The sequence below is a fragment of the Pseudoalteromonas sp. SG45-1 genome (assembly GCF_014164135.1).
GTDB classification, from domain to species: domain Bacteria; phylum Pseudomonadota; class Gammaproteobacteria; order Enterobacterales; family Alteromonadaceae; genus Pseudoalteromonas; species Pseudoalteromonas distincta.
Genome location: NZ_JACJEP010000007.1, coordinates 103,265 through 124,983 on the forward strand (window position 1 = coordinate 103,265; position 21,719 = coordinate 124,983).

Genomic DNA, 21,719 nt, shown 5'->3' on the forward strand with positions numbered 1-21,719 from the left:
TACAAGTTCGGTGCGTTAGTGCTCTATGCTTAAAACGCTAACCACCGACTTTAATTATGAAAAGTTTAAACCTAATGCCATGCCCATTAAAATAGCGTCTTCAAAGCCATTTTTGGCCGGATTATCACTTGGATAGTAGTTTTTACGCACTGACATCTCTGTAAAGCCAGCGTTCTCGTATAGCGCAATAGCCCGCGTATTAGATTCGCGTACTTCTAAAAAGAGGTTTTCAGCATTTTGCTGTTCACCATATTCAATAAACTGGGCTAACAACTGCCTTGCAATCCCCTTACCCTGGTGGCTTGGTGTTACACAAATATCCATAAGCGTAAAATCAGGCCCTGCTTTTTCACCAATATAAAAACCAATCATGCTCACCTCATCAAATGCGGCAACATTAAAATAGCGCCCGCCTATACATGAACTCATTGTATTTAAAGTCCACGGATGGCTATGACATGCTGTTTCGATAGTCATTAATTGAGGTATTGCAGTTTCATCTACTGATTTAAAGTTTATCAAGGTGTTCACTCATTAAAGCCCATAAAGCACGCTTCTCAGAGGCGTTGAGCTGTGGGGTTGGCAATGTAAGCTGATTGTCGTTTAATTGCATCTCACTACCCTGTACAACGCTATTTATAATAATAGCCCCTGCACTGAGCTTAATGTCTGCAAATAGTTGCTCATTTATCGTTAAAGAACTAGCTGTCGTGCTTTGCGATAAAGTATCTGCTTGGTCATTTGTTTGAGAACAATAATGCTGATTGAGTTCAAGATTTTCTATATCAAAAATAGCTGCGTAACGTGGATGCATAACAACTCAGTAGATTAGACATTTGAACAATATAAGAAGTAATAAAAACGATGTAAAGAAGAAATGGCAGGGGCGGAGAGATTCGAACTCCCAACCATCGGTTTTGGAGACCGCTGTTCTACCAATTGGAACTACGCCCCTGCAATGACGACGAATTATAGAGAAGTTTCGCCAAAGGTAAAGAGAAAAATCACTCTTTTAGTTCAACTGCTTTTTAAATAAACAAAACGGCGAATTAGCATGCTAATTCGCCGTTTTTTAATCACTTAAAATTAGTTAATTAAAACTAAAATTAATTATTCCCATTCGATAGTTGCAGGTGGTTTACCTGAAATATCGTAAACAACACGAGAAATACCATCAATTTCGTTAATGATACGGTTTGAAACCACACCTAAAAACTCATATGGTAAATGTGACCAGCGTGCTGTCATAAAGTCGATTGTTTCTACACAACGAAGTGATACAACCCAATCGTACTTACGTGCATCGCCCATAACCCCTACCGATTTAACTGGTAAGAATACAGTAAACGCTTGGCTTACTTTATGATAAAGCTCAGCTTTGTGTAGCTCTTCGATGAAAATCGCATCTGCGCGGCGTAGTAAATCACAGTACTCTTTTTTGATTTCGCCAAGTACACGTACACCTAAGCCTGGTCCAGGGAAAGGATGACGGTAAAGCATGTCGTACGGTAAACCAAGTTCTAGACCAATTTTACGCACTTCATCTTTGAATAATTCACGCAATGGCTCAACAAGGCCCATTTTCATGTCATCTGGTAATCCGCCCACATTGTGGTGAGATTTAATAACATGCGCTTTACCTGTGGCAGATGCCGCAGATTCAATAACGTCAGGATAAATTGTACCTTGCGCTAACCATTTCGCATTTTTAAGCTTTTTGGCTTGCTCATCAAATACATTAATAAACGTGTGACCAATGGCTTTACGTTTATCTTCTGGGTCTGACTTACCAGCTAAATCATTTAAAAACTGCTCTTCAGCTTCAACTTTAACAATGTTTAAGCCAAATTTATTACCAAACATGTCCATAACTTGCTGACCTTCGTTTAAACGAAGTAAACCATTATCAACAAATACACATGTTAGCTTTGCGCCAATTGCACGGTGAATAAGCATAGCCACAACTGATGAATCAACACCACCAGATAGACCTAAAATGACTTCGTCATCACCTACAGTTTCTTTAATACGCTCAATAGCATCATCGATGATTTTTGCAGGAGTCCATAATTTTTCACAGCCACAAATATCAATAGCGAAACGCTCAAGCAAACGTAACCCTTGATGAGTATGCGTTACTTCTGGGTGAAATTGTACGCCGTAAAAACGCTTTTCTTCGTTAGACATTGCAGCATGTGGACAAGTAGATGTTTTAGCTGTTGTTGTAAAATCAGCTGGAATGTCCATTACTTTATCGCCATGACTCATCCATACGTCAAGTATGCCGTTGCCGCCATCAGTAATATGGTCTTCAATTGCATCAAATAATGCACAGCTGCCTACTTTTTCAACTTGTGCGTAGCCAAACTCTTTTTTATCAGAGCTGTGTACACTTCCGCCAAGTTGAGCTGCCATTGTTTGCATGCCGTAGCAAATACCTAGCACAGGCACGCCTGCATTAAATACATACTCAGGAGCGCGCGGGCTGTTTTCAAGTGTTGTTGATTCTGGACCACCAGAAAGAATAATACCTTGTGGGTTGAACTCGCGGATTTGCTCTTCAGTCACATCCCATGCCCAAAGTTCACAGTAAACACCAATTTCACGCACACGACGGGCGATTAATTGAGTGTATTGTGAACCAAAGTCTAAAATGAGAATTCGTGAATCGTGAATATCTTTGCTCATGGAGTATCTCGTAAAGTCTGATGCTAAATGCCGTTTGTTAATGTAAACGACTAAAAAGAGGGCTTGCAAAGCAAGCCCAGTATATTAAATTAATTACGCTGCTTAACCTAAGCGGTAATTTGGTGCTTCTTTAGTGATTTGCACATCATGAACATGCGACTCACCCATACCTGCTGAAGTAACACGTACAAATTGTGGTTTTGTATTTAGCTCTTCAATTGTTGCACAACCCGTTAAGCCCATAGCACTACGTAAGCCGCCCACTTGCTGATGAATAATCGTTGCAATAGGACCTTTATAAGCTACGCGACCTTCAATACCTTCAGGTACTAACTTGTCTGCTTCGTTTGATTTTTGGAAGTAACGATCTGATGAACCTTCTTTTTGATCCATCGCGCCCAATGAGCCCATACCACGGTAAGATTTGTAATAACGGCCTTGGTATAACTCAACTTCACCTGGTGCTTCTTCAGTACCAGCAAGAAGAGAACCCACCATTACACACGATGCACCAGCAACAAGTGCTTTAACAATATCACCAGAAAAACGAATGCCACCATCAGCAATAACAGGAATATCGCGACCTTTTAAGCCTTCAACAGCATCTGAAATAGCGGTAATTTGTGGAACGCCACAACCGGTAACAATACGTGTAGTACAGATAGAACCAGGGCCGATACCTACTTTAACTGCATCCGCTCCGGCATCAGCTAGTGCAATCGCACCTTCAGCTGTTGCAATGTTACCTGCAATAATTTGTAAGTCTGGATACTCTTTGCGAGTTTTAGTAACACGGTCAATAACGCCTTGAGAGTGACCATGCGATGTATCGATAAGTAAAACATCAATACCCGCTTCTACTAATGCAGCAATACGCTCATCAGTACCTGCGCCAACACTTACAGCAGCACCTACACGTAAACGACCTTGGTCATCTTTACATGCGTCAGGTTTGTCTTGGGCTTTTTGGTAATCTTTTACTGTGATCATGCCTTTGAGTTTAAATTCATCATCAACAACAAGGATTTTTTCAATGCGGTGTTCGTGCATTAAGCCTAAAATTTCTTCGCGTGCTGCGCCCTCTTTAACGGTAACAAGCTTTTCTTTTTTAGTCATAACGGTAGAAACAGGCTGTTCAAGCTTAGTTTCAAAACGCATATCACGACTTGTAACAATGCCTACAAGCACATTGTTGCTGTCGGTAACCGGAAAGCCTGAAAAACCTTTTTCGTGCGAAAGCTCAATTGCATCTGCAATTGTTAAATCGGCAGTAACCGTTACAGGGTATGAAACAATACCTGCTTCGTAGGTTTTAACTTTACGTACGTTTTTCGCTTGTTCTTCAATAGTCATGTTTTTATGAATAAAACCAAGACCACCTTCTTGCGCAAGGGCAATAGCTAAACGAGCTTCTGTAACAGTATCCATAGATGCTGAAATAAGCGGCAAGTTAAGTTTGATACCACGCGTTAAGCGAGTTGAAATATTTGCCGTGTGTGGCAAAACAGTAGAATGACCAGGTACTAAAAGTACGTCATCAAAGGTAAGAGCTTCTTTAGCGATTCTAAGCATTTTGGCAACTTCTCACATGTGGATCTAAGATAAGGAATTGCGGCCAAATTTTAACAGCGTTGTTGGCATGAGTAAATAATATTTCGCAAATATTTATGATAATATAGGGTCTATTAGCCTTTCAAGGTTAAATTTGCAGCAGTTTGTTAGGTATTTAGGCAAGGCAGAGCCTATGCAGTGTGGTTATTCCCCATAAATAGGCGATAACGTAGCATCAATTCCAAACAAGCGCTGCCCAAAGGGTTCAGCCTAGGGGCGATTAACTCTTTGTTACTCGGTTTTTACTTAGCCCACTAGGTTACAAACCTCGCGCCGCGATTAAATCGCCCCTAGTTTGAACAAATTTTAATCTACAAAGGTCAATAGACCCTTGCTTTATAAATAGTTTTAGGTTGTTTTTTATGTTTTCGAAGCCTTCGCAGGCGGTTTACACCGTTTCACGCCTTAATAGAGAAATTCGCACAATCCTTGAGCAAGGTTTTGCATCTTTAGTGCTCACGGGCGAAATTTCTAACTTTATTACCCCTGCATCTGGACATTGGTACTTTTCGTTAAAAGACGATAAAGCACAAATTAAAGCTGCTATGTGGCGTGGGAATAATCGCAACCAAAGCTATCGCCCTGCAAATGGCGCGCAAGTTACAGTAAAAGCGCGTGTATCACTTTATGAACCTCGCGGTGACTACCAGCTTATTGTTGAGCATATGGAACCGGCCGGCGAAGGTCAGCTAAAACAAGAATTCGATGCACTTAAAATGCGTTTGGCCGCCGAAGGATTATTTAGCTCTGCGTATAAAAAACCACTTCCGCAAAACATTAATCGTATTGGTGTTATTACCTCAGCAACCGGCGCTGCTATAAAAGATATTTTAACGGTACTTAAACGCCGTGCGCCGCAGTTAGAAGTAATCATTTACCCTGCTATGGTACAAGGCAAAGAAGCACACCTACATTTAATTAATCAAATTGAATTAGCTAATGCTCGTGATGAAGTAGACGTACTTATTTTAGGACGAGGCGGCGGATCACTTGAAGATTTATGGTGCTTTAATCACGAACAGCTCGCACGGGCTATTTTTGAAAGTGAATTACCGATAGTAAGTGCAGTAGGCCATGAAATAGATACAACCATTAGCGATTACGTTGCTGATGTTCGTGCAGCAACTCCATCAGCCGCAGCTGAGCTTGTAAGCCCAAATACGCAAGAGTTACACAACAAAGTAACGCAATTGGTTAATCGTTTATCTAACGCGTTTAAGCACGACATTGCCGATAAACGCGCTCTAGCAACGCAGTTACAACACCGCCTTAATTTGTGTCATCCGCGTAGTCAGATTAGTCAAAAATCACAACGTTTGGATGAGCTAAGCATTGCGCTGCAACAAGCTATGCGTAATCGTTTATATCAGCAAGAACGCACACTCAATAACTTAACGCCTCGTTTGATGCGCCAATCACCTGATAAAAAACTCGCTTCAGCAAGCCATCAACTCTCGCAATTACAAGCTAGGCTAAACCAAGCTATACAGCATCAGTTACAACAAGCGAATAATAGCTTAGCACTGCAAGCAAGCAGGTTAGACTCGGTAAGTCCGCTTAATGTTTTAGCGCGCGGTTATAGCATCACTAAAACACAGCAAGGAAAAGTAGTTAAATCTGTGGGGCAAATTAAAACAGGCGATGTTTTAGTTACAGAGTTAGTCGATGGCTCTATAGAATCACAAATTATTTAAAGCTCTGTACTTAGCAACATTTTAAGTTCGCTATCGCTCGATGTGGAGGTAGTGCTTTTAAATTGTTGCCAAAACTCTTGTTCCATCAACTTATCGTTTAGCTCTCGCCATTGAGCATTACCAAATGTGTCGTTATCAATGGGGGCGGCAAGTTCAAATTCACATACTGTTTTTTTACATTTTGCACTAACAACGTCAGGAATAATTGATAAATCAGCTGTTAATAAAAAATCTTGTAATGCCATTTCAGTACGATAGGCCCATTCTTCATCGCGCGTTTGATTTTCAAATTTATCACGTAAAATCTGCTCAAAATCTGAAGGGCCCCTCATTTTCTTTAAAACACTTTTGAGCGCCGCTTTCTGTTCGGCGAGTTGCTGCTTAAGCTGAGTTACTTGCTCTTCTAAAGGTAGTTCATCAAGCATTTGGGTTTCTGAATTGGTTGTAGGCGTGTCTTCAGCGGGCTCTATACTAGCGACTTGCTCAGGTACTGCAGAGTCTGCATTACTCAATACCTCATTACTTTGTTGTTCAGTATGAAGCTTTTTCTGTTTTTCATAACTTGGCTGCGACTTAACAGATTCCGGATAACTTGAAGCTGCATTAAAGTAGCTCCAAGTTAAACCTACACCCGCAATAAACCCAATCCCTAGAGCCAATAAACTATTCTTGTTCATGTTAATTCCTTTTAAGTTTTATTATTTTTAGTTACTTATAACATTGCACTCGTGTGCGATTCGTTTTCAGGCTCAGGATTTGCTAAAAAGTTTTGGTTCATACTTTGCGCCGGACACTCACAATCCGGTCGACCAATAATTTTAGCGGGTACGCCAACAGCGGTTGTGTGTGGTGGAACATTGCTAAGTACAACTGAGCCCGCACCAATTCGTGCGCCCTCACCTACTTCAATATTACCCAGTACTTTAGCACCCGCGCCAATTAATACGCCTGCTCTAATTTTAGGATGACGATCGCCCTGCTCATTGCCTGTACCGCCAAGCGTTACAGATTGCAAAATTGATACGTTATCTTCAATTACCGCTGTTTCACCAATAACAATACCGGTTGCGTGGTCAAACATAATGCCTTTACCCACTTTACATGCTGGGTGAATATCGACCCCAAACACTTCAGAATTACGGCTTTGAATAAAGCGCGCTAGCTCTTTGCGATTTTGTTGCCACAAACAATTAGCCAAACGGTGCGCCTGAATAGCATGAAAACCTTTTAGATTTAATATAACCGTAAGATAGGTTTCTGATGCAGGGTCGCGGTCTTTTACCGCTTTAATATCCTCAGCAACAAAAGATAGCATACGGTCACATTTTACAAATGCTTGGTCAAACAGCTCTCGGATAGTGAATGCAGATACCACCGCATCAGCCAACTTATTAGCAACAATAAAGCTCAATGCCGAACCTAAACAATCATGATTTAAAACACATGAATAAACATGACTTGCTAATAATGGTTCACGTTTTACTACATCGTTAGCTTCGTCGCGAAGCTGTTGCCAAATTGCATGACGCATAATACTGCACTGCCTTAAGTTGATATAAAATAGCCTTTTCCCAAGTCTAACGGATTTAACCACTAAGGTGTTAATCCCTTAGTTATTTGTTCTGGTTATTAGGTATAACTGTTTATTAAGTTTCATTATTAAATAATAAAAATGCCTCGATGCTTATAGCACCGAGGCATTATTTTAACGCTTAAAAAAGACTTAAATTATTGAAATACTTTATCGACTTTCATCACTTCAATATTTTTTGCAGGAATTGCTAATTTATAATCAGCAATCACTTTATCTTCAGCCACTAATTCAGCAGGTTTATTAGTGTTATAAATCATTGGTGATGTTTGCTGCGATGCTAAACGTTTTTGCATATCAGCGCCGTCACCAGTAATAAATACATAGTGAACATTGTCTGTTTGCAAGTTTTCTTTAATAACGCGATTAACATCAGCAAGCGTTAGCGTTTTAAGTTTATTAGTTACGTAACTTACAAAGTTATCAGTGTTGTAAAATTCGCTATCAAGCGCGTAACCTAATTGGCGATTTTGACTTGCAACCATTTGCGGCACAAAGTTAATTAAAAAGTTACGCGTAGCTTCAAAATCACCTTCGCTCATACCATTTTTAATTAGCTTATCTAGCTCAAACAAGGCGGTACGTGTTGCAAAGTGCGCATCGTTATTAGAGCGAAGTGGGCGTAACCACACTTGAAATATTTGCTCTGAGCGCCCTAGGTTTGCATCTGGCTTGGTTTGAAACATACCACGTGGAAAGTATTCAATGTATGCGTAATCGCCATAGTTCATGCCGCGAGTTTCACGAATGCGCTCATATAAAAAGCTGTTAGAACTACGGTGCTCACCAAAGTACGAACGCACAAGCCAAAGGGCTGTCCAGTCTTCGCTACTTCTTATTGTATCAATAGGAAAACCAAACGATACAGCAGTCGATTGTGCCGATTTTTCTACAATAGTTGCATGATGACCTTTAAGCACTGGCGCATCAGGAATACTTAAACGGCTTTGCTCACCTTTTGGTAGCGTTGCAAAATCGCTCATCATTTTAGCTTTAAGGTTTGCAGGCACAGCCCCAATTAAGCCAACCGTGAGTTTAGATTGCGTAAGCTCGCTGTTATAAAACGCTTTAACATCATCTAGCGTCAACGCTTCTAAATCCGAAATATCACCGTAGTTGTAACTTTCGTAAGGGTGATTGTTGTAAAGTGCACTGTATAGCACTTCTTTGCCTAGCTCTTCATCGTTAGATGCTTTTAAGCCTGATTTAATACCATCGATCATTTCTTTTTTAAGGCGTTTAAAGTCATCGTCTCTAAAGCCTGGGTTTAATAATTGATCGCTCACAAGTGAATACCACTGCGCTGCATTGTCTTTATGAATGCGCCCTTGAAACGACAGCATTTCTTTATCTATTTGATAACCAAAGCTACCTGCAAGCGGATAAAGTGCTTTTTGAATATCTTTATAGCTTGTCGCCTCTGAGCCACCTTGTGCAAGCATTGCCGCAGTGAGCGCTGCAACACCTTTTTTGCCTTGAGGGTCGGCAGCCGCGCCGGTATTGAATAAAAAGTTAACATCGATTAATGGCGAGCTATTGGTTTTATCAAGTACTTTAAATGCAGGCTTCGCAGGTGCTTGTTCAAGCTTTGCAGTAAGCGCATTTAAATTAACTTCTTGCTCAAAATCTGGGGCTTTATCAAGTGCCGACATTGTTAATGTGGTACGTGCGTTATCAGTAAAGTATTTATTAGCAACGGCTTTAATATCTGCGCTGGTGATGTTATCTGCCGATTTATACAGCTGGTTTATAACCTCAGGATCGCGCTCAAAATGCATGTAGCTGGCAAGGGTTGATGCAATCGCTTGCGACGAATCTAAGCCATTAATAAAGCTGTATTTAAGATTCGATTTTAAATCACTGAGCTTTTGCTCATCAACAAGCTCAGTGCGTGCTTTTGCATAAGTTCGATTAATGGCATCGCGCGCAGTGGCTAAATCGTCTGCGTTTTCTACTTTAACAAATACGTGTAATAAACCCGGATCTTTAGTCTCTGGGTTATAGGTAAACATTTGGCTGGCAATTTGTTTGTCGACCACTAGCTCTTGATATAAATCTGAATTACTTGAAAAATAAAGCTGTGAGATTAAATCTAGTGCCGCTCTGTCTTTTTTAGCAGGCTCCCACGCAGCGCCTTTGTACGATACGAGTAACCAATGCCCTGGTAGCGCTTCATCTTGCTGGTGTAAATATTTTGGTGCTTGTTGAACAGGTTCTGCTTTAATGTCAGCAACATAGTTACCCTTTTTCCAGCTGCCCCAATGCTTTTTAACCATTGCCATTGTTGCTTGTGGGTCTACATCGCCCACTATGACAAGTGACACATATTCAGGCTTATAAAACTTAGCAAAAAACTCTTTCCCGTACGCCATTTGATCTGGCATGGCTTCTATGTCTTTAAAAAAGCCCATAGTGGTGTGTTTATACGTGTGCTTATCAAACGCTTCTTCGCGTACAGCGCTTAATAATTTACGAATTGGGCTCGCGTTGTTTTTTAAGTACTCACCTTTTACCGTTTGTGCTTCGGTTCTAAATTGCTCTTCGGTGTAGGTTAAGTTTTGAAAAATATCAGCTTCAAGCTCAAGTACTTTATCAAGGTGCTGCTTTGAAAAGTTTAAATGGTAATTTGTGTAATCGTTTGTTGTATATGCGCGGTTATCAACACCTGAATTTTTTAATATGTCTGAATACACATCTTCAGGGTATTTTTGTGAGCCTTTAAACATCATGTGTTCAAAAAAGTGAGCAAAGCCTGTTTTGCCCTCTTCAACTTCGTTACGCGATCCAACCGATACCGGAATTTGCAGCGACACTACATCAGGGTAATCGGTTTTAACAACCATGACACGTAAGCCGTTTTCTAGCTCTTCAATTAAGTAATCTTGCGAAAAAACACGGTCATCAGCTTTATTTACTTGTTCTTGTTGTGCTGTTGTTTGCGTGCTTTGATTTTGTTGCATGGTGCAACCTGTTAAAGCCAGCGATACCGCTAAGCTGGTTGCTAATAATTTAAATTTCATTGTTGTCCCTTTTTAAATTGAGCAAATTTGTTGTCAGATTTAACTCTTTAATTATGCCCCAAAGCCAATAAATATAAGAGTCCCAAGGGGATTTATTATGTAAACAACTGTGTCAATTATAAATTATGGGAACAAGCACTATGAATAAACATCATGTTAATTGAAAAACTTTCATTAAATAAATCTATCTAGACGTCTAAATGGCTGCTATATTAAATCCATCAAAACGCACTTGGCTGGAATGAGGATTATGGCTTTATCATTAAAAGAGAAAATAGAGGACACCAACCAAGGTGTTTATCTTATTGGTACTACCCCGCCTAAAATAGGCACCGATAAAGCGCAATTAAAAACTATTGCAGAAAAGCTATTAGGTCGCTTACACGAAATTGAATACGACGGCGTAATAATTTACGACATTCAAGACGAAAGCAGTCGAACTAATCAAGCGCGCCCGTTTGCGTTTAAACAAACCGTTGATCCGCGTGAATACAGCCATTTACTTCGTAATTTATCTGCACAAGATGTAATTACTTATAAAAGTGTGGCGCAGCGTGGCGTAGGCGAATTTAAAGATTGGCTAAGTGAAACTAAAAACGACTACGATTTACAAAATGTAGTTTTAGTAGGTAGCCCGTCATCGGTAGGCGATATAAAGCTAAGCCTGCCAGATGCGTATAAAGCATTAGCTGAGCAATCAGATGATTTCTTTTTAGGGGGCGTTACGATTGCCGAGCGCCATTCAAGTAAACGAAATGAGCACGAACGCTTAATAGAAAAAACAGCACAAGGTTGTCAGTTTTTTATATCGCAAGCTGTTTACGACGCACAAGCGACTATAGAGCTAATTACTAGCTACGCGCGTACATGTAAAGCACAAGGGATTACACCACAACGTATTATATTAACGTTTACCCCGTGCGGCGGCGAAAAAACCTTAGAATTTATGCAATGGTTGGGTATCTCAGTGCCAGAGGCAACTAAATGGCGCATGCTTGATGCAGACAATACACTAAGCGAATCGGTCCGTATTTGCCGCGAAAACCTCGACTTAATACTTAAAAGTTGTGCGCATTTAGATGTACCGCTGGGCTTAAATATTGAAAGCTTAACAAACCGTAAAGAAGAAATTGATGCATCAATTAACTTATACCGTTTATTAAAAGCTATTATGGAATTAAACCTTGCTGAAAAGCTAATAGCTTAAAGGCTAGGTAAGAGCTAATTAACACCCTTCTTGGCAAGCCTCATGGCTTGCTTTTTTATGTCCGTACTTTGAAAAACAAATTAATAAGTACAAGTAAAAATTTGCAGCTTAAGCTATTCATTGAAGCTATTTTTGGTTATTACTCTCAAGCCTTTTTAAGGCAAACCCCATAGAGGAGCACATAACACCAAAAATAATTCCCTCATCAGATATAAATCTAATGCTAGGAAGCGCTTCAAATAAGCTTATTATTGCTAATGAAAAAATAAAACCTATCGCAGAAAAAACCAGCCAAGTTTTTGTGGCATGAGTCATGACGAACTTCCTTTTATTATTGTGCTTTTTTAGCGAGCCTATACGCTTGTTTATTTTTATACATTGCGTGGTCTGCATCATTTAATAGCGCTTCAAAGGGCTGCTTTTGTTTATTAGTAAAACTATAACCAATACTAAGCGATAAATCGCACACGTTCTCTTTGAGTAATGCTTTTGAATACTCAGAAGATATTTTATCCATAATGTAGTTAATTTTACTTTTATCGCTTACTTGCATTACTGCAACAAACTCATCGCCACCTAAACGCCCTACTATATCGGCATCTCTTAAATGCGTTTTTAGCGTATCTGCCAATATAATCAATGCTTTGTCGCCCACTTCATGTCCGCAAGTGTCGTTTAACTTTTTAAAGTCGTTTATATCAATAAACAAACAACACACGTCAAAACCTAAACGCAGTGCTAAATTAAGCTTTTGTTGGGCTAATAAGTTAAGTGCTCGGCGATTATAAATATTAGTTAATGAGTCTAACATGGCTATTTCACGCATTTGCTCATAGCTATACACAAGCGCTAAGTCGTCTTCAATCAAATCGCGTAATTGCTCTATGAGTTCAAAGTATTCATCAGTGTAGCTGGTTATTTTAGTGTCTTTTAAACATAACGTGCCAAACACTTCGCCTTCAGGCCAATGAATAGGTAAGCCTAGGTAGGATTCAACACCGTCCTCAACTACTTCTGGGAGGGTGTTCCATGCATCGTTATTGCTTGCATCATTAACATATAAAATATTATTAGTTTCAGCGACGTGCCGACAAAAAAGAGGAGTTTGAGGGGGAAGTATCGGGTTGGTTTCAAAGCTTGAGCCACCTTCGTTATTTCTAATAACAACGCGATAGCCTTTGCTTGTTGCCTGAACTATATAACCAGACGGGGCTGAAAAAAGCCCCGTGATAAGGTCCATTGTTTTTTGCCATTTATGCAAAGATATTTGGCCATCAACACCAGAGAATGCCCATTTATCAGTTTCAAACATTAACTTTACCTCGGCTATTTAATAGCTCCAGTATAGGCAAAAAAACAACGTAAAAGCTATTATTTACGACGTCTGCTTGGCTCTCTTTTACCAGTGATGCGTTTTTTATCGCGATCTTTTCGCGACTTGTTAGTATTTTTACGATTATCTTTTGGCTTTTTATTAGGATCTGGCTCGTAACCTTCTAACCACTGCGGCGTTAAACGCGTATCGAGTAGTACTTCAATTTCTTCTAGCAGCCATTGCTCATCAAGACTTACCAGCGACATAGCAAGTCCTTGTTCACCAGCACGACCTGTACGGCCAATACGGTGCACGTAATCCTCGGCAATGTAAGGTAGTTCAAAGTTAATTACGTATCTAAGTGTAGAAATATCTAAACCACGCGCAGCTACATCGGTTGCAACAAGTACGCGTGTAATACCTTCTTTAAAGTTTTGCAATGCACGGTCGCGTGCGCCTTGCGATTTGTCGCCATGGATTGATTCGGTTTTTAAACCATCTTTACACATTTCTTTAGCAAGCTGATCAGCCATTTGTTTTGTACGAGTAAAAATAAGCACTTGGCGCCAGTTTTTCATGCCAATCATGTGCGATACAAGTTCGCGCTTACGGTCTTCATCTACAGCGTAAATAACTTGCTCTACTTCAACCGCGGCTGAGTTACGTTTATCAACTTCAATTAGTTCTGGGTTTTTAAGTAACTTTTTACTGAGTTCAAACACGCTGTCATCAAACGTAGCTGAAAATAGTAAAGTTTGGCGATCGCCCGGGATATGTCGCAATATACGTCTAATTTCATCAATAAAGCCCATATCAAGCATGCGGTCAGCTTCGTCAAACACTAAGGAGTCTACGCTTGAAAGTACCACACTGCCTTTAACTATATGATCAAGCAAACGCCCAGGTGTTGCCACTATAACTTGCGCTGTTTTAAGTGCTTTTATTTGAGGGCCAATACTTACGCCACCATAGGCTAAAGCGCCATTGATATTAGTGCCTTGTGCGTACTTTTCAAAGCTTGCAAATACTTGCTGAGCAAGCTCACGGGTTGGCGTTAAAATTACAACGCGGGCAAGGCCTTGCTCATCTTTTTTAGGGGTATTTAAAAGCTTATGTAATAAAGGTAAAACAAAGGCGGCGGTTTTACCCGTACCTGTTTGCGCGCTGCCCATTACATCACTTCCGGCTAAAATAGGCGGAATAGTTTTAATCTGAATTGCGGTAGGTTGAGTGTAATTATTTTGCTCAATCGCTGTTAATAATAACGGGTCGAGATTAAGTGATGAGAACGTAGTGGCAGACATAGGCTTAGCTTTAAAATAACAAAGAGCGCTATTGTACGCATATTACTGTACTGCGTAAATTAACCAGTCCAGGAAAGTATTTAATCGTGGTTGCTCACTTTCACTTTAGCGCTAAAAACAATAAAAAAGGCGCTAAATAACAGTTGTATTTAGCGCCTTTTATAATTTTATGTAGCTTTAAGCTGGCTTTAGTGTTGCTTTACGTTCGTTGTAAAACGCAATTAAATCATCAACTGTTGCTTGGCAGTATTCGCGAATACCCGAAACCACCATGTGCTTTTCACCACTGCCCACTTTAACGCCGTTTTCTAACAGGTTAAAACGTAGTGTAATTTTTCCGCGCTTACCAGTGTACTCAAAGCTTGGCTCTGCAAATTCAAGTATTGGCGCTGTTATATCAAGGTTATCAAGATTAATAAGCATTGATTCGTAAATTATCATCGGACGAGCAGGGTTTATCATTACCTCTTGCTTGCCCATTAATGGGATAATTACATGCGGAAAGGTAGTACCAGAAAACTCAACATAATTTTTTATTAGACTATTAGTTAGTGCTGGGCATTGGCTGGTTTTACCGCTGCGCTTTACCTTTAAAATGACTTTTTCGCCATTGGTTACATCAAACTCATCGGCTCCCTCAGGGAAATGAAGTTTGGTGTTTTCATCAACCATACCGGCAAAAGTAAATTCCATTTGTTCACTAATACCGTAGCGGTCTAGTACCAATGAAAAAAGTAAGTCTCCTGGCGCGCAAAACTTTTTGGCATCTTTGTCATGAAGTGGATTGTAATCGTCAGCAACGCATTTAGCGAAGCGACAACCCTGCTCACGAGAGATAGAAACATAATCAGCATGCTGCTGAAAAAAAGGACTTAACATAGTTTGTTCACTGCTTAAACTGCTTATAACCTATCTATATTACCAGAAAAAAAATATTGAGAGGTCGAATCTGTTAGATTAATGGTTAAATAAAACAGAGTAATAAAAAACAATGACCTTTTATTTATTAGCACTATCAATTATATGTGTTTTTCCGTACTGCAAAATATCAATAATGCGGCAACCCCTTTGGCACTACTTAATGGCTTTAAGTGTAGTAAGTGGGTATTTTCAAGGTTATATAAATTTGTATGCTCTGCTCAGCACTGGGCTTTACGTTGTTTTATACTACTGTGTGCTAAATGCAAGGTGGGCAATAATACGCGCTATTTTAAGTACTGTTTTTATAATTTCCTCACTGGCATTAGCACTTCATTGGGTGCCTGGTTTTAATAACCTCCCTATTGTTATAGATGAGCGTATTACAAGCGATGCGATTGCTTTTACCCTTTATGCTAATTTTGATAAAGCTATGGCTGGGTTATTCCTTTGTGCTTACTTTTATTCGAATAAAAAAGCTTTAAAAGCAGACTCTAATAAAGCAGGCCCATTAAACGTTAAACAACCTATTTTTATAATTATTGCTACTGTTTTAGCTTCGCTCACTGCGGCTTTAACACTTGGACTTGTAAGCTTTAACCCAAAAGTGCCCAACTTTTGGTTAGCCTTTATTGCTATTAATCTTTTATTTACCTGTGTAGCTGAGGAAGCTTTGTTTAGAGGTTTATTACAAACCAAACTTAGCCAAATAATCACATCTACTCGCCCAGCGCTACTTGCTCCAATAATGACAGCAGCAGTGTTTGCTTTGGCACATTTTGCAGGAGGATTTAACTATGTATTGGTTTCATTTATTGCAGGCTTAGGATATGGCTATATTTTTTATAAAACGCAGCGCTTAGAGTGGGCCATTATGTGCCATTGGTTAGTTAATGTTTGCCACTTCTTTTTGTTTACTTACCCTATGCTCAGTAAAATCTAAATACATTTACAAATGCTAACAATTTACCCGTTGGCAAACATTGCCCGCATTTGATTTTGTTAGTAATTTATTACTTAATTTAAATAATAAATTAAGGGACTAATAAATATGCTACGTTTTATAATGGCAATAACAGTGCTGGCCACAATAACGGGTTGTTCAGGAATGACTTATCATACAGATATAGACAACGGTGTTTTATCTCAAGAAATTGGCACCTACGTTAATAAAAGAGATTTACAGCAGTTTTATAGCGACCAAGAAGCACACGAAAGTGGCGCTACCCTCCTAGGCCGAATAGAAGGTGAAAGCTGTGATGGCGACGGTATGGGTAACAATAATGTAAGCTATAACCGCTCTAAATCAAACGCAATTGATTTACTTAAAGCTGATGCTATGCGCAGAGGCGGAAATGCTTTTACTATTAATTCTTGTAGTGAAACGTCTGTATCGTATTGCGACCTATCTGTTTTATGCACCGGACAGGCCTACGACTATTAATAAGTAAAAGTGCAAATTATATATTAAGCGCAAAGCTCAGTAGCACACGCTTTCCAGACTCGATTTTAGATACGCTGTGTTCGTACTTATCGGGTCTGAACAAATACACGCGATTAAATAAATTTATAATGCATTTAGAGCATTTAAATACCCCACCCGCTTTAGGTTTCTCTAATACAAAATTAAGCTTGTAATAGCGCCCTTGCTGCACAGGGTCAATATGGTTCATTACGCTATGATTGGTTGGGTAAGTAACAAGGTTTATCGAAAATGTGTTACTGCTAAAAATGGCTTTGTTTTTTACAGGTGCAATCATACTGCCTCCTATGAGTTTATATTCCCTATTGTATCATTGGGCTAAGTACTAGGGTCTGTTGATCTTTCAAGGTTAAATTTGCAGCAGTCTGTTTGGTATTTAGGCAAGGCAAAGCCTATGTAGTGTGGTTACTCCCCATAAATGGGCGATAACGTAGCATTAATGCCAAACAGGCGCTGCCCAAAGGGTTCTTTCTAGGGGCTATTTACTCTTTGTTGCTCGGTTTTTACTTAGCTCAGTAGGTTACAAACCTCGCGCCGCGATTAAATAGCCCCTAGTTTGAACAAATTTTAATCCGAAAAGATCAACAGACCCTAATACTTTAGTTAAACAATATCAAAATACGATGTCATATAGCTAAACAGCCTGAAACAAAAAAAGCCGAACTTATTTTACTAAGCTCGGCTTTTATAAGTGCATTTTAGTAATTATGCACTTGGGTATTCGCGGTACGCACGCTCTATATTTTTAGCCTGCTTTTTAGAAATACCTAAATGAGCAAGCGCTACACGTAAACGAGCACGTGATAAGTCAGAGCCTAATATTTCCATTGCATCAAGCACCGACGTACTTGATGTTTTGCCTGTAATTGCGACAAAAATTGGCTCTAAAAAGTCTTTGATTTTAAGCTCGTGGAATGTAGCCACTTCTTTTGCAATTGCAAAAATAGCGGGCTTATCAAAGCTACGCAATCCTTCTAGCTGCCATACAAAAAATTGTAGTGCTTGGCGTATTACGTTTTCGTCTGCTTTACCAGCTGTTAATAGCGCAGGATCGTAAGTTGGAATACCACCTACAAAATGTCCAGCAAGCTCAACCATATCCGAAAGGGTATTAATACGCGTTTTAGCCTCAGGTAATACTTTAGCTAACATCTCACCGTTAAACTTCCAATCAACAAAGCGCTGAATTAACTGCTCGTCGGTTAGGTTTTCGCGGATCCACATGCCGTTTAACCAGCTTAATTTATCCACGTCGAATACTGGGCCACCAAGCGATACGCGCTTCATGTCAAAGTTTTCAATCATTTCATTAAGTGTGAACTTTTCACGCTCATCTGGCATTGACCAACCCATACGACCTAAGTAGTTAAGCACGGCTTCTGGTAGGTAACCCATTTCTTTATAGTAGTTAATAGACGTTGGATTTTTACGCTTAGACAGCTTTGATTTATCTGGGTTACGTAGTAATGGTAAATGACCAAGTACCGGCGCTTCCCAACCAAAATCTTCATAAAGTTTTAATAACTTAGGTGCTGAGTTAATCCACTCTTCGCCACGGAAAATATGACTAATTTGCATATGGTGGTCATCAACTACGTTCGCTAAAAAGTACGTTGGGAAACCATCCGCTTTTAAAAGCACTTGCATGTCTACGTTTTCCCACGGGATCTCAATTTCATCTCGTAGGTAGTCGTTAAACTTAAATGTGCCTTCGCTTGGGATTTTCATACGTATAACGTAAGGTTTGCCTGCCGCTAAGTTTGCTTTAATTTCTTCATCTGTATGGTTTAAACCACGACCGTCGTATTTAGGGCGCAAGCCTTCTGCCATTTGCTCTTCACGCATTTGATCAAGCTCTTCGCTTGTTGCAAAGCAGTAAAACGCTTTCCCATCGTCAACTAACTGATGCGCGTATTTTTTATATAAATCGCTACGCTCAGATTGACGGTAAGGACCAAATTCGCCACCCACATCAGGACCATGATCCCACTCAAGCCCTAACCAGCGTAAGCTATCCATAATCGCAAGTTCAGACTCTGGCGTGCTACGTACTTGGTCTGTATCTTCTATACGAAGTACAAATTCACCGCCTTGTTGTTTAGCAAAACAGTAGTTAAATAAGGCGATATAAGCGGTGCCAAGATGCGGGTCACCAGTTGGCGACGGGGCAACACGGGTGCGAATTGTCATGGTAAATTCTCTTTAAATAAGTGAGATAATAAAAGTGGTTTATGCAGCTACTTTGTTTAAGTAAGCAATAATATCGTTTGATTCATACAGCCATTGTACTTGGCCATTTTTCTCTATACGCAGGCAAGGCACTTTAACTTTGCCGCCTTGCTCAAGAAGCTCTTGACGATATTGCTCATTATTTTTTGCATCACGCGTTTCTATGTTTAAGCCTTCGCGCTTAATAGCGCGGCGTACTTTTACACAAAACGGGCATGCTTTAAATTGGTACAGTTTAAATTGTGAGGTTTGCTGATCAAGCTGTGCTTGCTCGTCGCTTGCACGCTTTTTACTGCGAGGAGTAAATACAAAATTAAAGAATAAGATTATACAACCTAAAAACCAACGAACTAATTTCATGTTCTGTGCTCTGCTTACAACAATTTAAGGAGCCAGATTTTAGCACAAATTTACAATCAAAAAAGCTCAATACTATTATCTATCTTTGGTTCGTTATTAACTTCTAATTCACTGTAGGAGGTAACTCTATTACGGCCAGTATTTTTAGAGTAGTAAAGCGCTAAATCAGCCTGATTTACAATACTCGATACAGTATCAATACTCACTAACTCTAAAAAACCAATGCTAATGGTTAATTGGCCAATTTGTGGAAAAGGGTATTGGGCAACATTAAGGCGTAACCGGTTAAGTGCAACATGTGCATCAGTCTCTGTTTTTGCTTGAAATAACATTGCAAATTCTTCACCACCATACCTAAATACATAGTCTTCAATTCTAAAATTATTTTTTAGTAGCCGTGCAACAAGTAAAATAACCTCATCGCCAATTACATGCCCGTAGTTATCATTAATATTTTTAAAGTTGTCGATATCGGCAATAGCTAAATACCAACGTCGCTTTTTATTGTTATCATTTCTTGGTAACAAAAAACCGTTACCCGATACAATCTCAATTACTTTTTTATCAAATGTTTGCCTATTTAAAAGCTCTGTAAGTGGATCTAACCGCGACTTATATAATAGCCCAAGCTGATTAGCATAAATATTTAAAATATGTACAGCTAACATAGTTGTTCGTTCTGGTAATTCTTGCTCGGTTTCTATTAATAAAGTGCCGACTACTTTTCCAAAATGATAAATAGGCACGTAACTTGTTGTGCTACTAAAGGCATAGCTCACCCTAATTTTATTTTGAGTGACCTTTTGTAATAACAATGATGCTTCATCTGGGCTTAATTGCTCTAAATTACTGTTTGAATTAATAAGAGTTGGGGGTATGGGGGCTGAAAAATTTTTATTGACATAAATGGCAAAATTATCAACTTCGAGCAAGTCGCTAATTATTTGTATTAATGCGCTATCTAAATCACTTTCTTCCTCTTGCTGGGTAAGCTTAATAATCCATTCGTGCCCACACTTATTTGCCTTCATTACACTGCCTAAACTAATTAAACTTTTATTAGTCTAGACAATACTCATGAATTTACTAAGTTATGAGGTAATACTTATTAACTAATCCTTTAGAACAGGTATTAAAGTAATACTAAGTCGTCGCGATGCAATACTTCTGCACCACTATCGTATTCAAGTAACTCACCTATTTGATTTGAATGTGCGCCTTTGATTTTATTTACCTCGGTACTGCTAAAACGCGTTAAGCCACGTGCAATCACTTGATTTTTAGTATCTATTAAATCAATTAAATCGCCTCTTTCAAAACGTCCAAATGCATTAGTAACGCCTTTAGCAAGTAAGCTTGCACCTTTATTTTGAAGGGCACTAATAGCACCTGTATCTATAACAATTTGGCCGGTACTTTTAGGCCCAGCTAGTAGCCATTTTTTACGGCCATCTTTTGGGGCGGTGAGTTTTAAAAAGCGTGTACCAGGTAACTCGTCACTCATACATTTTAAAATAACGTTTTTACCTGCGCCTTTAGCAATAATAACTTCAACACCTGCGCGCCTTGCGATGTCGGCTGCTTGTAATTTGGTTGCCATGCCGCCAGTACCTAAGTTTGTACCACTGCCACCAGCAAGTTGGCGCAGCTCATCGTTTATATGTGTTACTTCGCCAATGAGGGTAGCATCGGCATTGGTACGAGGATCGCTGGTAAATAACCCTTCTTGATCGGTAAGTAGCAATAATTTATTAGCATTAGCCAAAATAGCAACAAGTGCCGATAAATTATCGTTGTCGCCTACTTTTATTTCACTGGTAGCGACTGCGTCATTTTCGTTAATGATGGGCACAACGTCGTAATTTAATAACGCATTGAGTGTATCGCGGGCATTAAGGTAGCGCTCTCTGTCGTCTACATCAGCGCGGGTAAGCAGCATTTGCCCTACATTTACCCCATATAAAGCAAACAAGCTCTGCCAAATATGAATAAGTTGACCTTGTCCAATTGCAGCAAGCATTTGTTTATCAATTAAGCTTCTGCCACAGGGTTTTAATAGTTGTTCGCGCCCAGCAGCTACCGCGCCGCTCGACACTAAAATAACCTGATGCCCCTGCTTTTTAAGCTCGCAGCATTGGCGTACTAATTCAACCATATGTGCTTTGTCTAGCTTATCGGTGCCGCCAGTTAGTACGCTTGTACCAAGCTTTACAACTATTACCTGTTCCCTTTGCATGTGCTTTTTACTATTGATTAATTAAAGATGAATTAATTTATACCAGCTCGGTATTTTTGAACA

20 protein-coding genes and 1 tRNA gene are annotated in these 21,719 nt (G+C 39.6%); 4 read left to right on the forward strand and 17 right to left on the reverse strand.

Translation table 11 applies throughout. The annotated features are described in order from the left end of the window. Positions 1–54: 54 nt before the first annotated feature. The 5 genes from rimI to guaB form a co-directional block, all read right to left on the reverse strand. Positions 55–522 carry a ribosomal protein S18-alanine N-acetyltransferase gene (gene rimI / locus H5117_RS08650; RefSeq protein ID WP_182694287.1) on the reverse strand — a complete coding sequence of 156 codons (468 nt, stop codon included), beginning with the start codon at positions 520–522 and terminating at the stop codon, positions 55–57. Continuing rightward, positions 509–814, reverse strand: coding sequence for a hypothetical protein (locus tag H5117_RS08655; RefSeq protein WP_182694285.1), 306 nt, complete (start codon positions 812–814; stop codon positions 509–511). The genes rimI and H5117_RS08655 overlap by 14 nt, the downstream gene beginning before the upstream one ends. 64 nt (positions 815–878) lie before the next feature. Further along, a tRNA-Trp gene (locus H5117_RS08660) sits at positions 879–955 on the reverse strand. A 155-nt stretch (positions 956–1,110) separates the two neighbouring features. After that, positions 1,111–2,688, reverse strand: a complete 1,578-nt coding sequence (gene guaA, locus H5117_RS08665; protein WP_002958782.1) for a glutamine-hydrolyzing GMP synthase — start codon at positions 2,686–2,688, stop codon at positions 1,111–1,113. Between the two features lie 102 nt (positions 2,689–2,790). Beyond that, entirely contained in the window at positions 2,791–4,260 is a 1,470-nt protein-coding gene (gene guaB / locus H5117_RS08670; RefSeq protein WP_002958783.1) for an IMP dehydrogenase, read from the reverse strand. Positions 4,261–4,661: 401 nt separating this feature from the next. On the opposite strand from guaB, the gene xseA reads away from it, so the two are divergent. Next, positions 4,662–5,993 carry an exodeoxyribonuclease VII large subunit gene (gene xseA / locus H5117_RS08675; protein ID WP_182737242.1) on the forward strand — a complete coding sequence of 444 codons (1,332 nt, stop codon included), beginning with the start codon at positions 4,662–4,664 and terminating at the stop codon, positions 5,991–5,993. Here the strand turns inward: xseA and H5117_RS08680 are convergent. From H5117_RS08680 to H5117_RS08690, 3 genes are all read right to left on the reverse strand, one after another. Beyond that, the gene (locus H5117_RS08680; RefSeq protein ID WP_182695720.1) at positions 5,990–6,670 is read right to left on the reverse strand and encodes a hypothetical protein; all 681 of its coding nucleotides are present in this window, start codon (positions 6,668–6,670) and stop codon (positions 5,990–5,992) included. The two genes, xseA and H5117_RS08680, sit on opposite strands and share 4 nt — an antisense overlap. A 35-nt stretch (positions 6,671–6,705) precedes the next feature. After that, positions 6,706–7,524 (reverse strand): serine O-acetyltransferase, encoded by an 819-nt coding sequence (gene cysE, locus H5117_RS08685; RefSeq protein WP_002958786.1) that lies wholly within the window; start codon positions 7,522–7,524, stop codon positions 6,706–6,708. A 197-nt stretch (positions 7,525–7,721) separates the two neighbouring features. Then, positions 7,722–10,604: a pitrilysin family protein gene (locus H5117_RS08690; RefSeq protein ID WP_182737244.1), complete on the reverse strand. Its 2,883-nt coding sequence runs from the start codon at positions 10,602–10,604 to the stop codon at positions 7,722–7,724. A 250-nt stretch (positions 10,605–10,854) separates the two neighbouring features. On the opposite strand from H5117_RS08690, the gene H5117_RS08695 reads away from it, so the two are divergent. Further along, entirely contained in the window at positions 10,855–11,811 is a 957-nt protein-coding gene (locus tag H5117_RS08695; protein ID WP_182737246.1) for a methylenetetrahydrofolate reductase, read from the forward strand. A gap of 126 nt (positions 11,812–11,937) precedes the next feature. Here the strand turns inward: H5117_RS08695 and H5117_RS08700 are convergent, their stop codons facing one another. The 4 genes from H5117_RS08700 to H5117_RS08715 form a co-directional block, all read right to left on the reverse strand. Continuing rightward, the gene (locus H5117_RS08700; protein ID WP_039484956.1) at positions 11,938–12,126 is read right to left on the reverse strand and encodes a hypothetical protein; all 189 of its coding nucleotides are present in this window, start codon (positions 12,124–12,126) and stop codon (positions 11,938–11,940) included. Positions 12,127–12,142: 16 nt separating this feature from the next. Continuing rightward, positions 12,143–13,123 (reverse strand): sensor domain-containing diguanylate cyclase, encoded by a 981-nt coding sequence (locus tag H5117_RS08705; protein WP_182737248.1) that lies wholly within the window; start codon positions 13,121–13,123, stop codon positions 12,143–12,145. 59 nt (positions 13,124–13,182) lie between these two features. Continuing rightward, positions 13,183–14,430 carry a DEAD/DEAH box helicase gene (locus tag H5117_RS08710; RefSeq protein WP_007581604.1) on the reverse strand — a complete coding sequence of 416 codons (1,248 nt, stop codon included), beginning with the start codon at positions 14,428–14,430 and terminating at the stop codon, positions 13,183–13,185. Positions 14,431–14,607: 177 nt separating this feature from the next. Beyond that, entirely contained in the window at positions 14,608–15,309 is a 702-nt protein-coding gene (locus tag H5117_RS08715; protein WP_024597321.1) for a DUF3581 domain-containing protein, read from the reverse strand. Between the two features lie 112 nt (positions 15,310–15,421). On the opposite strand from H5117_RS08715, the gene H5117_RS08720 reads away from it, so the two are divergent. Both H5117_RS08720 and H5117_RS08725 read left to right on the forward strand, forming a co-directional pair. Further along, on the forward strand, positions 15,422–16,291 hold the full coding sequence (locus H5117_RS08720) for a CPBP family intramembrane glutamic endopeptidase (RefSeq protein ID WP_182737250.1): 870 nt from the start codon (positions 15,422–15,424) through the stop codon (positions 16,289–16,291). Positions 16,292–16,399: 108 nt separating this feature from the next. Continuing rightward, complete coding sequence (locus tag H5117_RS08725; RefSeq protein WP_182737252.1) at positions 16,400–16,792, forward strand: hypothetical protein; 393 nt, start codon at positions 16,400–16,402, stop codon at positions 16,790–16,792. A gap of 16 nt (positions 16,793–16,808) precedes the next feature. On the opposite strand, the gene H5117_RS08730 is transcribed toward H5117_RS08725, so the two are convergent. The 5 genes from H5117_RS08730 to proB all read right to left on the reverse strand — a co-directional run bounded on the left by H5117_RS08730 (position 16,809) and on the right by proB (position 21,656). Next, on the reverse strand, positions 16,809–17,108 hold the full coding sequence (locus H5117_RS08730; protein ID WP_002958795.1) for a hypothetical protein: 300 nt from the start codon (positions 17,106–17,108) through the stop codon (positions 16,809–16,811). Between the two features lie 428 nt (positions 17,109–17,536). Continuing rightward, positions 17,537–19,021 carry a glutamate--tRNA ligase gene (gltX, locus tag H5117_RS08735; RefSeq protein ID WP_002961608.1) on the reverse strand — a complete coding sequence of 495 codons (1,485 nt, stop codon included), beginning with the start codon at positions 19,019–19,021 and terminating at the stop codon, positions 17,537–17,539. A gap of 39 nt (positions 19,022–19,060) precedes the next feature. Then, complete coding sequence (locus tag H5117_RS08740; RefSeq protein ID WP_002961611.1) at positions 19,061–19,420, reverse strand: glutaredoxin domain-containing protein; 360 nt, start codon at positions 19,418–19,420, stop codon at positions 19,061–19,063. Positions 19,421–19,476: 56 nt separating this feature from the next. Further along, entirely contained in the window at positions 19,477–20,451 is a 975-nt protein-coding gene (locus tag H5117_RS08745) for a GGDEF domain-containing protein (protein ID WP_182737254.1), read from the reverse strand. Positions 20,452–20,552: 101 nt separating this feature from the next. Continuing rightward, on the reverse strand, positions 20,553–21,656 hold the full coding sequence (gene proB / locus H5117_RS08750; protein WP_182681788.1) for a glutamate 5-kinase: 1,104 nt from the start codon (positions 21,654–21,656) through the stop codon (positions 20,553–20,555). Between the last annotated feature and the right edge of the window lie 63 nt (positions 21,657–21,719).

What these genes read in the sequence shown, in the direction of transcription:
- H5117_RS08655 (WP_182694285.1), bottom strand. Translation starts at nt 814, where the DNA reads ATGCATCCACGTTACGCAGCTATTTTTGATATAGAAAATCTTGAACTC.
- guaA (WP_002958782.1), bottom strand. Translation starts at nt 2,688, where the DNA reads ATGAGCAAAGATATTCACGATTCACGAATTCTCATTTTAGACTTTGGT.
- guaB (WP_002958783.1), bottom strand. Translation starts at nt 4,260, where the DNA reads ATGCTTAGAATCGCTAAAGAAGCTCTTACCTTTGATGACGTACTTTTA.
- xseA (WP_182737242.1), top strand. Translation starts at nt 4,662, where the DNA reads ATGTTTTCGAAGCCTTCGCAGGCGGTTTACACCGTTTCACGCCTTAAT.
- H5117_RS08680 (WP_182695720.1), bottom strand. Translation starts at nt 6,670, where the DNA reads ATGAACAAGAATAGTTTATTGGCTCTAGGGATTGGGTTTATTGCGGGT.
- cysE (WP_002958786.1), bottom strand. Translation starts at nt 7,524, where the DNA reads ATGCGTCATGCAATTTGGCAACAGCTTCGCGACGAAGCTAACGATGTA.
- H5117_RS08690 (WP_182737244.1), bottom strand. Translation starts at nt 10,604, where the DNA reads ATGAAATTTAAATTATTAGCAACCAGCTTAGCGGTATCGCTGGCTTTA.
- H5117_RS08695 (WP_182737246.1), top strand. Translation starts at nt 10,855, where the DNA reads ATGGCTTTATCATTAAAAGAGAAAATAGAGGACACCAACCAAGGTGTT.
- H5117_RS08700 (WP_039484956.1), bottom strand. Translation starts at nt 12,126, where the DNA reads ATGACTCATGCCACAAAAACTTGGCTGGTTTTTTCTGCGATAGGTTTT.
- H5117_RS08705 (WP_182737248.1), bottom strand. Translation starts at nt 13,123, where the DNA reads ATGTTTGAAACTGATAAATGGGCATTCTCTGGTGTTGATGGCCAAATA.
- H5117_RS08710 (WP_007581604.1), bottom strand. Translation starts at nt 14,430, where the DNA reads ATGTCTGCCACTACGTTCTCATCACTTAATCTCGACCCGTTATTATTA.
- H5117_RS08715 (WP_024597321.1), bottom strand. Translation starts at nt 15,309, where the DNA reads ATGTTAAGTCCTTTTTTTCAGCAGCATGCTGATTATGTTTCTATCTCT.
- H5117_RS08720 (WP_182737250.1), top strand. Translation starts at nt 15,422, where the DNA reads ATGACCTTTTATTTATTAGCACTATCAATTATATGTGTTTTTCCGTAC.
- H5117_RS08725 (WP_182737252.1), top strand. Translation starts at nt 16,400, where the DNA reads ATGCTACGTTTTATAATGGCAATAACAGTGCTGGCCACAATAACGGGT.
- H5117_RS08730 (WP_002958795.1), bottom strand. Translation starts at nt 17,108, where the DNA reads ATGATTGCACCTGTAAAAAACAAAGCCATTTTTAGCAGTAACACATTT.
- gltX (WP_002961608.1), bottom strand. Translation starts at nt 19,021, where the DNA reads ATGACAATTCGCACCCGTGTTGCCCCGTCGCCAACTGGTGACCCGCAT.
- H5117_RS08740 (WP_002961611.1), bottom strand. Translation starts at nt 19,420, where the DNA reads ATGAAATTAGTTCGTTGGTTTTTAGGTTGTATAATCTTATTCTTTAAT.
- H5117_RS08745 (WP_182737254.1), bottom strand. Translation starts at nt 20,451, where the DNA reads ATGAAGGCAAATAAGTGTGGGCACGAATGGATTATTAAGCTTACCCAG.
- proB (WP_182681788.1), bottom strand. Translation starts at nt 21,656, where the DNA reads ATGCAAAGGGAACAGGTAATAGTTGTAAAGCTTGGTACAAGCGTACTA.